Genomic DNA, 14,853 nt, shown 5'->3' on the forward strand with positions numbered 1-14,853 from the left:
CCGCGGACGCGGGAATCTATTTTAAATCAGTAAATTGGATCCCCGCGTTCGCGGGGATGACGGAGTTTTTAGAGATCGCGTTAGGTGATTGAATGATTTGGCGGCGCTACTACTGTTACGCAAACTCGGCAATCAGCTCGACAATTTCCGCACCATAAGTCTCCAGCTTCTTCTCGCCGACGCCGCTGACGCCGCGCAGATCATCCAGAGAGGCCGGTTGCGCCTTGGCGATTTCACGCATGGTAGCGTCGTGGAAGATGACGTAAGCGGGCACGTTGTGCTTGCGCGCAGTTTCGACCCGCCACCAGCGCAGTTTCTCGAAAATCGCCTGTTCCAGCGTCGACAGATCGGTCTCGACATAGCCCTTGGGCTTGCTGCCGCTGCGTTTCTGTTTGACCGGTTTCTGGTACTGCCGCAACTGCACCTGCTGCTCGCCGCGTAGCACCGGCCGGGCAGCATCGGTCAGTTTCAGCGCGCTATAGGCTTCATGATCGACCGTGATCAGGCCGAGCGCAATCGATTGCCGCAAGATCGCCCGCCATTCGGCTTCACTGCGATCGCTGCCGATGCCAAAGGTAGAGAGTTGATCGTGACGCCACTGCTTGATCTTGTCGGAATCGATGCCGCGCAAGACATCCATCACATGCATCGCACCGAAACGCTGGTCGACCCGATAAATCGTCGACAGCAGCTTTTGCACCACCACTGTCGCATCGAATGACACCGGCGGGCTCATGCAGGTATCGCAATTACCGCAACGCTCAGAACCCTGGCCGAAATAATCCAGCAAACGCACGCGCCGGCAATGCAGGGTTTCGCATAGCCCCAGCATCGCATCCAGCTTGACGCCCAGCACGCGCTTGAAGGTTTCGCCGGCCTCCGACTCATCGATCATACGCCGCTGCTGCACCACGTCCTGCAAGCCATAAGCCATCCAGGCATTGGCGGGGCCGCCGTCGCGGCCGGCGCGGCCGGTTTCCTGGTAATAACCCTCTATGCTCTTCGGCAGATCCAGATGCGCGACAAAGCGCACATCGGGCTTGTCGATGCCCATGCCGAAAGCGATGGTGGCCACCATCACGATGCCGTCTTCGCGCAGGAAACGCCCTTGGTTCTTGGTCCGTTGCGCGTAGTCCATGCCGGCGTGATAGGGCAAGGCTTGAATCCCTTGCTGCTCCAGAAATTCAGCGGTTTCCTCGACCTTCTTGCGCGACAGGCAATACACAATCCCGGCATCGCCGACGTGCTCGCTTTGAATGAAATCGAGCAACTGTTTGCGGCCGTTGGCTTTTTCAACAATCTGATAGCGGATATTGGGGCGGTCGAATGAAGAAACGAAACGCGCGCCCTGTTCGAGTTGCAAACGCAGCGCAATTTCCTCGCGGGTCTGCTGGTCGGCGGTGGCCGTCAGCGCAATCCGCGGCACTTGCGGAAAACGCTCGTGCAAGATCGATAGCTTGATGTATTCCGGCCGGAAGTCATGCCCCCATTGCGATACGCAATGCGCTTCGTCAATCGCAAACAAGGCGATCTTCGACGATTCCAGCAAATCCAGGCAACGCGGTGTCAGCAAACGCTCCGGCGCCACATACACCAGATCGAGATCGCCGCTGCGCACGCGGCGTTCGATCTGCGACGCTTCTTCATAGGTTTGCGTGGAATTCAGAAAAGCGGCGCGCACCCCGACCTCGGCCAGCGCATCGACCTGATCCTGCATCAGCGCGATCAGCGGCGACACCACTACCCCGACGCCGTCTCGCAACAATGCCGGGATCTGGTAACACAGCGATTTGCCGCCGCCGGTCGGCATCAAGACCAGCGCATCGCCACCGTTGGCTACATGGCTGACAATCTCAGCCTGCTGGCCACGAAAAGATGGATAACCGAATACCGTCTGCAGTATATGCAGTGCTTGCGGATCGGAACTTGCGTCGGCTGGATGTGACATTAAATAACTAGGCCCGACGTTGATTAACTAAGAAAACCGTTGCTGACGGCGACCAGCAGGAAGATCCCGAGGGCAATCCGATACACGATGAATGGCCAGGTCGAGAATTTCTCCAGGAATTTCATCAAGCCCCAGATCGCGCCGAAAGCCGAGATGCTGGCGATCACCAGACCGAAAATCAGCAGCATCCAGGTCTCTAGCGGCATATGCAAATGGAACAGCACCAGCAGCTCTTTCAAACCGGCCAGGGCGATCGCCGGCAGACCAAGCAGGAAAGAAAAGCGCGCCGCTTCTTCGCGTTTGAAATTGAGGAACAAGGCGGCGGTCAAGGTCGAGCCGGAACGCGACACGCCCGGAATCAGCGCACCCACCTGCGCCAGACCGACGATCAGCGCGTCGCGCAGACGCATCTCGCCGACAGTGCGGCGATGACGGCAACTTAGTTCGGCAATCGCCAGCAACACGCCCATGGCGATACAGGCGTAACCAATCACGCTCAGACTGCGCAACGGCGAACCGCAGGCGTTCAACACAGACGACAGGGCCAGACCGGCAATCCCGATCGGTATCGTCGCCAGGATGATCGCCAAGCCGAGACGGAATGACGGATTGCTGAAATTGCGTTCGCGTACCGCGGTGATGCTGCCGACAGTGACCTCGCGCACATCGCGCCAGAAGTAACTGACCACGGCGGCCAGCGCGGCCAATTGCATCGCCGCTGAAAACGCCGAACCCGGATCATGCCAACCGAGTATGGCGGGAACGATGCGCATATGCGCGGTGGAAGAAATCGGCAGTAACTCAGAGATGCCCTGAATCACGCCCAGGATCGCGACTTGCACATAGTCTAGCGATGCAAACCCGATATCGGTACCAGCGGAACATACACTTGCCACAACATTCTCCTGCTCAAAATTGGACAACTACGGTTTTTAAAATACCCATGACTCTTCTATAAAGCAGATACAAAGCACATGCGCGCTCAATGCGCCCAGCTTACCCAGCCGGCATAACCGGTCACGATCACTACCAGGCCAAACACAATCCGATACCACGCAAACACGGAAAAATCATGGCTGCTGATATAGCGCAGCAACCAGCGCACGCACAGGAATGCCGAGACAAATGCCGCTACCGTGCCGATCGAAAACAGCGGGATGTCGGCCGCCGACAGCAGCGCGCGATCCTTATACAGGGAATAAATGGTGGCGGCAAATAAAGTGGGAATTGCCAGAAAAAATGAAAATTCGGTAGCGGCCTTGCGCGACAGGCCAAACATCATGCCGCCGATAATCGTTGCACCCGAACGGCTGGTGCCTGGAATCAGCGCAAACGCCTGGGCAATACCTATCTTCAAGGCATCCAGCGCACTCATGTCGTCCACCGATTCGACCCTGGCGGCACGATCACCATTCTTGTTGCGGCGCTCAACCCAGAGGATGACGAAGCCGCCGACAATCAGTGCAATCGCCACCGGCAACGGCGCAAACAATTTTTCCTTGATCATCTTGCTGAACAACAGCCCCAGTATCGCCGCCGGGATAAAAGCAATGATCAGGTTGACGACCAGCTTGCGCGCCTTGGCGTCGTGAGGCAGGCCGCGCAAGACCGCAGCTATACGGGCGCGGTACTCCCAGCACACGGCGAAAATCGCGCCAGCCTGGATGGCGATCTCGAACACTTCAGCTTTTTCACGCGTGATGTCGGCAGTAAAATCCAGCAAGCTGCCGGCCAGAATCAAGTGACCTGTCGATGAGATTGGCAGAAATTCGGTGAATCCCTCGACCAGGCCCATGATGAGTGCTTTTAACGCGAGAATTATATCCATGTAGCGTGGGGGTAGAAAGAGAAAGGGAATCCGGCCGGCGAATGATACCGCCCCGGACGTCGTAAAGCTGCGCGAGTTTTCTTAAAACCAAGGGGCTATTTTACCGGTTCGAATGTGACCACCAGATTTTCCGGCCTGGTGCCGATTTTCGTCGGCATGAAAGCAACGCCGGCATAGCGCAGGTCTTCCGGTTTAAAGGTATACAACGGCAGGTTGGTCAGCAATTGACGCGCCAGCAGATTGCCGATCTGAGTCACTTGCGCGGCGTAGGTATCGTCCAGGCCGTTGAGCATCAGGCTATCCAGTTTCGGCTCTTGCAACGTCACCGCATTGTGCGGATTGTCCAGGGTCAGCACACCCGAAATCGCCATCGTGCCGTTCCAAGATTTGCCAAGCAACGGCATGGTCACCGTTACATCGGTTGCCATCGACAAGCGATTCTGCTCGGGCGGCAAGCTCAGTTGGGCCCGGTTGGCGGTAATTTCGAACAGGCCCAGATAACGCTGGGAAAACGGCAAGCGCTTATCCACCGATTGCTGAAGTTTGGCCAGTGGGAATTGGACATCGCGCGGTCCGATGAGGGCCGCACAGGAAGCTAACAATAGCGTGATCAGTAATGCCAGCAACACGGGAATGACCTTACCGGGAATGAATTTTTTTGCATGCATCGGGATTTTTCCTTGTTCTGCCTTGTTGTGTCTACAGACAGACCCTACACAGCGGTCAATCGTTCCAACGTTGCCAGGTAATGCATGGCGTGCGCCTGGGAACTGCCGCACATATCCAAGGCTGGCTGCAGGCTGGCGCAAACGGCAGGGCGATCGGGACTGGCGAAAATCCGGCAAAGATTGGCCTGGTCCAGCTGAATGCAGCGGACTCCCGCCGGTTTGCCGTCAGGCATGCCAGGGATAGGCGACGAAATCGACGGCGCCGTGCAACAGGCGCCGCAATCCGGGCGGCAAGAAATGCTTTGCGCGCTCACCCCCAGACCTCAGCAATGAATGTATTTTTTGAAAACATGCGAAATATATAACAATACGATTTAACCGAAGGTCAGATTTTACTTGCAATCATCGTCCGTACCGTCAAGTTCCAACGCACTGACCGGCCTTTCTTGACACTCTCCCAGTTGCCGCTTACATTACTGACTCTTAAGTCAGTAATTAACAAAGCCAAGCATTCATGAATTGCCCTTTCAGCTCCACACCCCGCTGGGCCAGACGCAAAGAAGCGCGTCCGCAGGAATTACTGGCGGCCGCGCTGGATCTGTTTGTCGAACGCGGATTTGCCGCCACCCGGCTGGGCGATGTCGCCGCCCTGGCCGGTGTCTCCAAGGGAACTCTGTACCTGTATTTTGAGAACAAGGAAGAGTTATTCAAAGCGGTAGTACGCGAAAACATGCTGCCGGTGCTGGATGAAGCGGAAGACGTCATTGACGGCTACGGCGGCTCCAGCGCCGATCTGTTCCGCGACATCGTCCTGCGCTGGTGGCAGCGCATCGGCGCTACGAAACTGGCCGGCATTACTAAACTGATGATGGCCGAATCGGGTAATTTTCCGGAATTGGCGACCTTCCACCGCGAAGAAATCAGCCAGCGCGGCGAAGCCATGATTGTACGCATGCTGCAGCGTGGCATCGAGCGCGGCGAATTTCGTGCGATCGACGTCGGCCAGACTGCGAATGTGCTGATTGCGCCGGTGATCATGCTGATGATGTGGCAACAACCATTCAATCCCTGCCATGTGGAAGCGGTTGACGCGGCCAGCTATCTGGACAGTTTTATCGACCTTTGCCTGCATGGCTTGCTCAGCCAGCCGCATGCCGGTTCTAAATAGGTTTTTGAGGGTAGCCTTTGATAGAATGAGCCCTTTATTTTCACTACCGAGCCATAACCATGAATATCGAACAAGCCCGCTTCAATATGATCGAACAGCAAATTCGCCCTTGGAACGTGCTGGACCTGGACATCCTGGATTTGCTGGCGGTAGTACGGCGCGAGGAATTCGTCCCTGCCGCCTACAAAAGCCTGGCGTTTTCCGATACCGAAATCCCTCTGCCTGGCGCCAACGGCGAAAGCATGCTGGCGCCTAAGGTCGAAGCGCGCCTGTTGCAAGAAGCTGGCGTGAAGAAACATGAGCAAGTGCTGGAAATCGGCTCCGGCTCCGGCTACATGGCTGCCTTGCTGTGCTACAAGGCAAGGCATGTCACCACGGTTGAAATCGATCCTGAACTGAAAGCGCTGGCCGAAAAGAATCTGGCTGCCTACGGCATCACCAACGTCGAGGTTGCCCTGGGCAACGGCGCCCAGGGCTGGGACCAAAGTGCCAACAAGAGCTACGACGTGATCGTGATTTCAGGTTCGCTCTTAAGCCTGCCGGATGCTTTCCTCAAGCAGCTCAATGTCGGCGGCCGGATTATTGCCATCCTGGGTGAGGCACCGGTGATGTCGGCGCAAATCATTACCCGTACTTCTGACAGCAACTACAGCACGGCCCACCTGTTTGAAACAGACGTCAAACCGTTGCGCGAAGCCGCTGTTCATTCCCACTTCAAATTCTAAGCCTGCCTATGCAACATCTCACCGCCTCAGAACTGGCCGCCTGGATCGCCGATCCGCAACGTCCCAAGCCGTTGCTGCTGGATGTACGCGAACCGTGGGAATACGAGACTTGCCGCATAGATGCGGCGCGGCTGATGCCGATGCAAACGGTGCCGGCGCATCTGAACGATCTGGAAGAGGATCAGGCGATCGTCTGCATCTGCCATCATGGCGCGCGCAGCATGCAGGTCGCTGCTTTTCTGGAGCGTCACGGCTTTTCCGCGGTCAGCAACCTGACCGGCGGCGTTCATGCCTGGGCCCAGCAGGTCGATCCGGCCATGCCGACCTACTAGACCTGCCAGACCGATCGCCTACTGACCTGCCGCCACCGTTCCGGAGAGTGTAATGCGCAATACCCTGATGGCTTCGTTGATCGCAAGCGCATTGCTGGCTGTGAACGCGCACGCAGTCGATCTGGTTCAAACGTATCAGCAAGCGCTGGCCAACGATCCGGTGTACACCAGCGCACGTTATGCGCTCAGCGCCAGCAACGAAGCCAGTGTTCAGGGGCGCGCCGCCCTGTTGCCGACGGTCGGCGTCGGCGGCAGCTACAGCCGTGCCGGAGATTCCTGGAAAACCATCACCAACAATTACAGCCTGCAGCTTACCCAGCCCCTGTTTCGCCCGGCATATTGGCAGCAGTACCAGGAAAGCAAATTATCGGTCGCCGCCGGTGAAGTGAGATTCGCTCAGGCTCAGCAGGATTTGATGCTGCGCGTCAGCCAGGCTTACTTTGACACTTTGACGGCACAGGACGTCTTGGCATTTTTGCAAGCTCAGAAAAGTTCGATTGCCGAGCAACTGGCTTCTGCCAAACGCAATTTCGAAGTCGGCACCGCCACCATTACCGACACCAATGAGGCGCAAGCCAGCTACGATCTGGTGATCGCTCAGGAAATCGCGGCCGGCAATAATCTGGAAGTCGCCCGCAATGTGCTGCAGCAGATTATCGGCAAGCCGCCGGCGCCGCTGGCGACCTTGCGTCCCGGGGTCCAGCTGAGTGCGCCGCAGCCGGCTGCGATCGAGAGCTGGGTGAGTAGCGCCGAACAGCAGAACTTCGGCGTGATCGGCCAGGAAATCGCACTGGATAGCGCAAAATACGAAATCAAGAAGAACCGTGCCGGCCACCTGCCGACGGTCGACCTGGTTGCCAGCCGCAGCCATTCCGATGTCAGCGGCAGTCCGATCCCCTTTTTCAATATCTCGCAGGTGTCCAATTCAATCGGCGTGCAATGGACCATCCCGCTGTATGCCGGCGGCGCCGTCAACAGCAGCGTGCGGCAGGCGGTGGCGTTGGAAGACAAGGCGCGCTCCGATCTTGAAAATGCGCGCAGGACCGCCGCGTTGAATGCACGCCAGGCCTATCTCGGGGTCAGCAGCGGCTTGGCTCAGGTCAAGGCTTTCGAGGCTGCGGAAATCTCCAGCCAATCATCGCTGGACTCCAATCGATTGGGGTATCAGGTGGGGGTACGCATCAATATCGACGTGCTGAACGCGCAGCAGCAATTGTTCTCTACCCGCCGGGATTTGGCCAAAGCACGTTACGACACGCTGATGAATAGCTTGAAACTCAAGTCAGCAGTCGGCACCTTGAAGGAAGAGGATCTGCAGCAAATCAATGCATTGCTGGTGCCGGCAGTGTATTGAAAACTGCGTGAAGGAAGTCGAGTGAGCGAGGTTAAGTGATCGAGTTGGAAAGCGCGGCCCCACACTCCGATCAGGTTTCGTTATTTTTCAGCAGGAACGGTGAAGTCTTGAACATGTGAATACAGTTGTCGACCACTTTCGCGACATTTTCTGTAAGATCAAAGCTCAGCGGACTGAAGGTCCAGTTGTTCAAGATGCCGAACAGCAGTCCTTGCACCATGACCGCAGCCAGTATCGGATCCAGTTCGCGCGGCAGCTGCCCTTTCGCAATCGCAAATCGCAGCAAGCGTTCTATATCGGTACGACCTTCCAAAAAGCATTCGAGCCGGCGAATGTAAATAGGGTCCTCCGGATCCACCAGCTCGCATTTGTGCAGGACGATTTCAAAAATCTTGCGCGACTGCGGATTCAACGTCGCTTCCTGCAAGGTAAACAAACATCTGTTGCGGAACTGATTTAAAGGATCATTCGCATTTTCGTCGGCGGTTTTTTCGATCATCGCCTCCATCGGCAAGCGCACCCGCTCGCACATGGCGTCGAATAAATCGCTCTTGTTCTTGAAGTGCCAATAGATAGCTCCGCGCGTTACGTCAGCGGCGCTGGCGACATCGGCCAGCGTGGTGCGCGATACGCCATGCTGATGAAACACCTCCGCTGCCGCATCAAGGATGCGGCCACGCGTTTCCAGCGCTTCTTCTTTTGTACTTCTAGCCATTTTAAGCCGACCTCCAAACTGTTACGATGCCCTGTGCGCTCGCAGCAAATAATTACAATAAAACATCAACAACTACAGTCAAAAAAACATACATTCATGCATGTATGTATAATAGCAGGATTCCGGCTGCTCCACCCGCTTTCCGGCAAAGCATCCGGTGCACCAAAGCAATTACATATATATCCTATGTCGTTTCAAGAAGCAGAGTCACCTGTCAGATTTGCAGTCTTTCCTCAATTACCGTGCGAGAATTTTATGAATTCAGTTAGCTCTATCAACCGTCTCACGCGTATCACCCTGGCTATCGCGCTCCTGTCAGCAGTCGCCGCCTGCGGCAAGAAGCCGGACGCCCAAGGTGCGCCGCCTCCAGCCGGCGTTTCAATCATCACTATCGCGCCGGAACGCCTGGCTCTCACCACGGAACTGCCTGGTCGACTGGAAGCTACTCGTATCGCTCAAATCGGCGCACGCGCGGCCGGCATTGTGCTCAAGCGTAATTTCCGCGAAGGCAGCGATGTCAAGGCTGGTCAAACCTTGTATCAGATCGATCCGGCGCCGCTGCGAGCCGCCTACGACAGCGCGCAAGCCACGTTGGCCAAGGCAGAAGCAAATCTGACTACCGCGACGCTGAAAGCACAACGTTATAAGCCACTGGTGGAGGTCAACGCGGTCAGCAAACAGGAATACGACGATACCGTTGCAGCGCAGAAGCAAGCGGCAGCAGATGTTGCGTCCGCCAAGGCTGCACGCCAAACCGCCAGCCTCAATCTCGGTTACGCGACCGTGACCTCGCCAATTTCCGGCCGCATCGGCAAGGCCTTGGTTACCGAGGGCGCACTGGTAGGCCAGGGTGAAGTAACTCAGCTGGCAGTGGTGCAGCAAATCGATCCGATCTATGTCAACGTGACCCAGTCCAGCACTGACATTCTCAAATTGCAGCAGGCAATGAAGAGCGGTCAATTGGAAAGCGCCGGCGCAGGCCAGGCCAAGGTCACCCTGGTGACTGAAGATGGCCGCCCTTATCCGCAGGCCGGCAAATTGCTGTTTTCCGATTTGACGGTCGACGCCACCACCGGTTCGGTCACCCTGCGCGCAGAGTTCCCTAACCCGGATCGTAGTTTGCTGCCGGGCATGTACGTACGCGCCAAACTGGAGCAGGTAGTCAACGCTTCCGCCCTGACCGTGCCGCAACAAGCGGTGCAGCGTGATCTCAACGGTTCTTCGGTATTCGTCGTCGGCGCCGACAACAAGGTGGCGGTACGCCCGGTGACGGCCGATGTTGCGCAAGGCGACAAATGGATCGTCAGCGATGGCTTGAAAGCCGGCGACAAAGTGATCGTCGAAGGCATGCAAAAGATCAAACCGGGCGCGGTCGTGAAGCCAACGCCATGGAATCCGACTGCTGCAGCCGCGCCGACCGCAGCCGCAGTTGCCTCAACTGCTAAATAAGGAGCCTATTAATGGGCAAGTTTTTCATCGATCGCCCCGTATTTGCGTGGGTGCTGGCCATATTCATCCTGCTCGGGGGTGCATTGGCCATCACGCAATTACCGGTGGCCCAGTATCCCTCGATTGCACCACCGACGATTGTAGTTAACGCTACCTATCCCGGTGCAACTGCACAAACCCTGGACGACAGCGTTACCAGCCTGATCGAACAGGAAATGAACGGCGCCGACGGTTTGCAATATATCGAGTCGCAAAGCCAGGCCAACGGCGCAGTGGCGATCACCGTCACTTTTACTCCGGAAACCAACGCCGACCTGGCGGCGGTGGATGTACAGAACCGCTTGAAACGGGTTGAGGCGCGGCTGCCTGCGGCAGTCACGCAACAAGGCGTGCAAGTCACCAAGTCGCGTAGCAACTTCCTGATGTTTATCGGCCTGTCTTCGTCTGACGGCAAGCTGGACCCGATTGCACTCGGCGATTATCTGTCGCGCAACGTGGTGAACGAAATCAAACGTGTGCCAGGCGTCGGCCAGGCGCAGTTGTTCGGTACTGAACGGGCGATGCGGATCTGGATCGATCCGGCCAGGCTGGTTGGCCTCAACCTGACGCCAGCCGATGTAACGGCTGCAATCACGGCGCAAAATGCCTTGGTCGCAGGCGGCACCATCGGCGACCTGCCTAGCCCTGGAACGCAGCAGATCTCCGCTACCGTGGTGGTCACCGGCCAGCTGAATACCGTTGAGCAGTTCGGCAATATCCAGCTGCGTGCCAATGCGGATGGCTCGGTGGTGCGTCTGCGCGACGTTGCCCGTATCGAAATCGGCGGCCAGTCTTATGCTACCGCCGGCCGGCTCGACGGCAAACCGACCTCCTTCGTCGGTGTGCAATTGTCGCCAACCGCCAACGCGCTGGGCACCGCTACCGCAGTCCACGCCAAGATGGCTGAGCTGTCCAAGTATTTCCCAGCCGGTGTTACATACACGATCCCTTACGACACCTCGAAATTCGTCAAGATTTCGATTGAAGAAGTGGTCAAGACCTTGGTCGAAGCGATCATCCTGGTGTTCCTGGTGATGTATCTGTTCCTGCAAAACATCCGCTACACCTTGATCCCGACAGTGGTGGTGCCAGTCGCATTGATGGGTACTTTCGCCACCTTGCTGCTGTTCGGCTTCTCGATCAACGTCCTGACCATGTTCGGCATGGTGCTGGCGATCGGCATCCTGATTGACGATGCAATCGTGGTGGTGGAAAACGTCGAGCGCATCATGAGCGAAGAAGGTTTGTCGCCACGCGATGCAACCCGCAAGGCGATGGGCCAGATTACCGGCGCCCTGATCGGTATCACCCTGGTGCTGATTGCCGTGTTCATCCCAATGGCTTTCTTCAGCGGCGCGGTGGGCGCGATTTATCGCCAGTTCTCGCTGTCGATGGTGGCTTCGATGGTGTTCTCGGTATTGATGGCATTTACGCTGACGCCAGCGCTGTGCGCCACCATCCTGAAGCCGGTGGAAGCAGGACATCACCATGAGAAAAAAGGCTTCTTCGGCTGGTTCAACCGCAAGTTCAACGCTACCACCAACAGCTATCAAGGCTTTATCGCCAAAATGCTGGGCAAGACCGGCCGCTATCTGCTGATATATGGCGCGATCCTGGTATGCGTCGGCTTGCTGTATGTGCGCTTGCCGGCATCGTTCCTGCCGGCCGAAGATCAGGGCTACATCGTCACCAACGTCCAGTTGCCTTCCGGCGCCAGCAGCAACCGCACCCTGGAAGTCATCAAGCAAATCGAAAACTATTACGCGAAATTGCCTGGTGTCGCCAATGTGGTTGCCATTACCGGCTTCAGCTTCTCCGGTAACGGCCAGAATGCCGGCTTGGTATTCACCCCGCTCAAGGACTGGAGCGAACGCGGTCCGGATCAGTCGGCCGACGCGATCGCAGGCAAGGCATTTGGTGTGTTCTCGCAAATCAAGGACGCCATCATCTACCCGCTGAATCCGCCGCCGATTCCTGAGCTGGGCAACGCAACGGGCTTTACTTTCCGTCTGCAAGACCGCGCCGGCGTGGGACATGCGGCATTGACCGCAGCACGTAACCAGATGCTGGGCATGGCCTCGCAAAGCAAGATCCTGGCTGGGGTCCGCCCTGAAGGCCTGGAAGATGCGCCGCAGCTGCAACTGGATATTGACCGCGACAAAGCCAACGCCCTGGGCGTCTCGTTCAATGCGATCAACAGCGCGCTGTCGACCGCGCTCGGTTCGTCCTACGTGAATGACTTCCCGAACCAGGGACGTCAGCAACGGGTGATCGTGCAAGCCGATGCACCGCAACGGCTGCAACCGGAAGACCTGGCCAAGCTGTATGTCAAGAACACGCAAGGAACCATGGTGCCGTTCTCGTCATTCACCAGCTCGCGCTGGACCAACGGCCCGGTGCAGCTGACGCGTTATAACGGCTATCCGGCGATGAAAATTTCCGGTGGCGCTGCGCCTGGCCATAGCACCGGCGAAGCGATGGATGAAATGGAGGCGCTGACTGCCAAGCTGCCGCCTGGCTTCGGCTTTGAATGGACCGGCCAGTCGCTGGAAGAAAAGACCTCCGGTTCGCAAGCGCCGATGCTCTATGCATTGTCGCTGCTGGCAGTGTTCTTGGTGCTGGCGGCCTTGTATGAAAGCACTTCCATCCCGCTGGCGGTGATGCTGGTGGTGCCGCTCGGGATTCTCGGCGCGCTGCTGGGCGTTACCTTGCGCGGCATGCCGAACGACGTCTACTTCAAGGTCGGGATGATTACCGTGGTCGGCTTGTCGGCGAAGAATGCGATTCTGATTATCGAATTCGCGAAAGACTTGCAAGCTCAGGGCAAGGGCCTGATCGAAGCGACCCTGGAAGCGGTGCATCTGCGCTTCCGGCCGATTCTGATGACCTCGTTCGCGTTTATCCTCGGCGTGCTGCCGCTGGCAATCAAGACCGGCGCCGGCTCAGGCAGCCAACGCGCGATCGGTACCGGCGTCATGGGCGGCATGATCACAGCGACAGCCTTGGCGGTATTCCTGGTGCCGGTGTTCTTCGTGGTGGTACGCAGACTCTTCAAAGGCAGCGAACGCCAACGCAAGCTGCATGCGGCCGGTCAGAAAATAGATTTGGAGAATCAGCATGTTTAATGTGGCAGACTCGGTGGCAAATTCGGTGGCAAACTCGGTGACGAAATCGATGTCAATTACGGCGTCTTTACCCAAGCGCCTGAGCGGCGCCCTGCTGCTGGCAGGGGTTCTGTCGGCTTGCAGCATGGCGCCGACCTATGTACGGCCGGAAGCGCCGGTGGCCGGCAGCTACCCGGCTGCCGCCGATGGCCAGGCGCAACTGGATGCGGTAGCGCTCGGCTGGCGCCAGTTTTTCCCGGATCAACGGTTGCAGGCGCTGATTACCTCGGCGCTTGAGAACAACCGCGATCTACGCACCGCTGCCTTGAATATCGAGCAAGCGCGCGCGCAATACGACATCACCGCATCCGATGCCTTGCCACATTTCAATGGCAATTTCAGCCGCACTCGCGGCCGTACCGCTGCCGATCAGTTGGTGCCGGGTCAGCCCGCAGTCGGCACGTCCTACCAGGTCGGTTTGAACATGACATCGTTCGAACTCGATTTCTTCGGCCGCATCCGTAGCCTGAAAGATGCTGCGCTAGCTAGTTACCTGGCGACCGAAGAAGCACGCCAGTCGGCGCAAATCAGCCTGGTTTCGCAGGTTGCGCAAGCCTACCTGACCGAGCAGTCGTTCGCCGAGCAGCAAAGACTGGCGCAGCAAACCCTTGATAGCCGGCTGGACGACTACAAGCTGGACAAGATGCGCTTTGATGTTGGCGCATCGTCGGAACTCGATCTGCGCAATTCCGAAACGCTGGTGCAATCGGCCCGCGTATCGCTGGCGACGCTGGTACGCCAGCGCGGCCAGGCGACTAACGCCTTGACGCTGCTGGTCGGCAAGCCATTGGGCGACCTGCCGGCGCCGCAATCGCTGTCGGATGAGCAAATCGTCACTGATATCCCGGCCGGCCTGCCTTCCGATCTGCTGACACGCCGTCCCGATATCCGTGAAGCGGAACAGCAACTGCGTTCTGCCAACGCCAACATCGGTGCGGCCCGCGCTGCCTTCTTCCCTACCATATCGCTGACGGCGGGGATCGGCAATGCCAGCACATCGCTGGGCAGTTTGTTCTCGGCAGGCAGCCGCACCTGGTCGTTTGTGCCGCAATTGACCTTGCCGATTTTTGAGGGCGGCCGCAACCGCGCCAATCTGTCGTTGAGCGAAATCCGTAAGAATCTGGCGATTGCCAGCTACGAAAAAACCATACAGAGCGCATTCAGGGAAGTTGCCGATGCGCTGGTTGCCCGCGGCACGCTGGAAGAGGAGCTGTCAGCGCAGGATGCATTCGTCAAAGCGCAGGAACAACGGGTGAAATTGACCGATCTGCGTTACAAGAACGGTATCGCCAGCTCGACTGATCGCCTGAACGCGCAACGTGATCTGTTCTCGGCCCAACAGGCTCTGATCCAGACGCGGCAACTGCGCCTGAACAATGCGATCGATCTGTATCGTTCGCTGGGTGGCGGTTTGAATGAAAATACCGTGGCTACGAAATCGTAATTTGCGCTCCGATCGGTAT

At 57.5% G+C, this 14,853-nt stretch carries 13 protein-coding genes; 7 read left to right on the forward strand and 6 right to left on the reverse strand.

Annotated elements, in window-relative coordinates; genetic code table 11:
- Positions 1-115 precede the first annotated feature (115 nt).
- From recQ to KHU33_RS01195, 5 genes are all read right to left on the reverse strand, one after another.
- Positions 116-1,948, reverse strand: a complete 1,833-nt coding sequence (gene recQ / locus KHU33_RS01175; protein WP_211460674.1) for a DNA helicase RecQ — start codon at positions 1,946-1,948, stop codon at positions 116-118.
- A 23-nt stretch (positions 1,949-1,971) separates the two neighbouring features.
- Positions 1,972-2,844, reverse strand: a complete 873-nt coding sequence (locus tag KHU33_RS01180; protein WP_211460675.1) for an undecaprenyl-diphosphate phosphatase — start codon at positions 2,842-2,844, stop codon at positions 1,972-1,974.
- Between the two features lie 86 nt (positions 2,845-2,930).
- Positions 2,931-3,776: an undecaprenyl-diphosphate phosphatase gene (locus KHU33_RS01185; protein WP_211460676.1), complete on the reverse strand. Its 846-nt coding sequence runs from the start codon at positions 3,774-3,776 to the stop codon at positions 2,931-2,933.
- Positions 3,777-3,871: 95 nt separating this feature from the next.
- On the reverse strand, positions 3,872-4,444 hold the full coding sequence (locus KHU33_RS01190; protein WP_211460677.1) for a DUF1439 domain-containing protein: 573 nt from the start codon (positions 4,442-4,444) through the stop codon (positions 3,872-3,874).
- A 44-nt stretch (positions 4,445-4,488) separates the two neighbouring features.
- Positions 4,489-4,743 (reverse strand): YkgJ family cysteine cluster protein, encoded by a 255-nt coding sequence (locus KHU33_RS01195; RefSeq protein WP_211460722.1) that lies wholly within the window; start codon positions 4,741-4,743, stop codon positions 4,489-4,491.
- Positions 4,744-4,958: 215 nt separating this feature from the next.
- Here KHU33_RS01195 and KHU33_RS01200 point away from each other — a divergent pair, with 215 nt between their 5' ends.
- Genes KHU33_RS01200 through KHU33_RS01215 form a run of 4 tightly spaced genes read left to right on the forward strand, consistent with a single transcriptional unit; the run spans position 4,959 to position 8,023 of the window.
- Complete coding sequence (locus KHU33_RS01200; RefSeq protein ID WP_211460678.1) at positions 4,959-5,612, forward strand: TetR/AcrR family transcriptional regulator; 654 nt, start codon at positions 4,959-4,961, stop codon at positions 5,610-5,612.
- A 59-nt stretch (positions 5,613-5,671) separates the two neighbouring features.
- Positions 5,672-6,337 carry a protein-L-isoaspartate O-methyltransferase family protein gene (locus KHU33_RS01205; RefSeq protein WP_211460679.1) on the forward strand — a complete coding sequence of 222 codons (666 nt, stop codon included), beginning with the start codon at positions 5,672-5,674 and terminating at the stop codon, positions 6,335-6,337.
- A gap of 8 nt (positions 6,338-6,345) precedes the next feature.
- A complete protein-coding gene (locus tag KHU33_RS01210; protein WP_211460680.1) occupies positions 6,346-6,669 on the forward strand; it encodes a rhodanese-like domain-containing protein in 324 nt (107 codons plus the stop codon).
- Between the two features lie 52 nt (positions 6,670-6,721).
- Complete coding sequence (locus KHU33_RS01215; protein WP_211460681.1) at positions 6,722-8,023, forward strand: TolC family outer membrane protein; 1,302 nt, start codon at positions 6,722-6,724, stop codon at positions 8,021-8,023.
- A 70-nt stretch (positions 8,024-8,093) separates the two neighbouring features.
- Here KHU33_RS01215 and KHU33_RS01220 read toward each other — a convergent pair whose 3' ends face one another.
- The gene (locus tag KHU33_RS01220) at positions 8,094-8,738 is read right to left on the reverse strand and encodes a TetR family transcriptional regulator (protein ID WP_211460682.1); all 645 of its coding nucleotides are present in this window, start codon (positions 8,736-8,738) and stop codon (positions 8,094-8,096) included.
- 255 nt (positions 8,739-8,993) lie between these two features.
- Here KHU33_RS01220 and KHU33_RS01225 point away from each other — a divergent pair, with 255 nt between their 5' ends.
- From KHU33_RS01225 to KHU33_RS01235, 3 genes are read left to right on the forward strand one after another with little or no spacing between them, the layout of a single operon-like run.
- Entirely contained in the window at positions 8,994-10,187 is a 1,194-nt protein-coding gene (locus KHU33_RS01225; protein ID WP_211460683.1) for an efflux RND transporter periplasmic adaptor subunit, read from the forward strand.
- An 11-nt stretch (positions 10,188-10,198) separates the two neighbouring features.
- Entirely contained in the window at positions 10,199-13,351 is a 3,153-nt protein-coding gene (locus KHU33_RS01230) for an efflux RND transporter permease subunit (protein WP_211460684.1), read from the forward strand.
- 49 nt (positions 13,352-13,400) lie between these two features.
- Positions 13,401-14,834 (forward strand): efflux transporter outer membrane subunit, encoded by a 1,434-nt coding sequence (locus KHU33_RS01235; protein WP_211460723.1) that lies wholly within the window; start codon positions 13,401-13,403, stop codon positions 14,832-14,834.
- Positions 14,835-14,853: the final 19 nt, after the last annotated feature.

Origin of the sequence: Collimonas silvisoli (genome assembly GCF_018305005.1) — a bacterium.
Taxonomy (GTDB): domain Bacteria; phylum Pseudomonadota; class Gammaproteobacteria; order Burkholderiales; family Burkholderiaceae_D; genus Collimonas; species Collimonas silvisoli.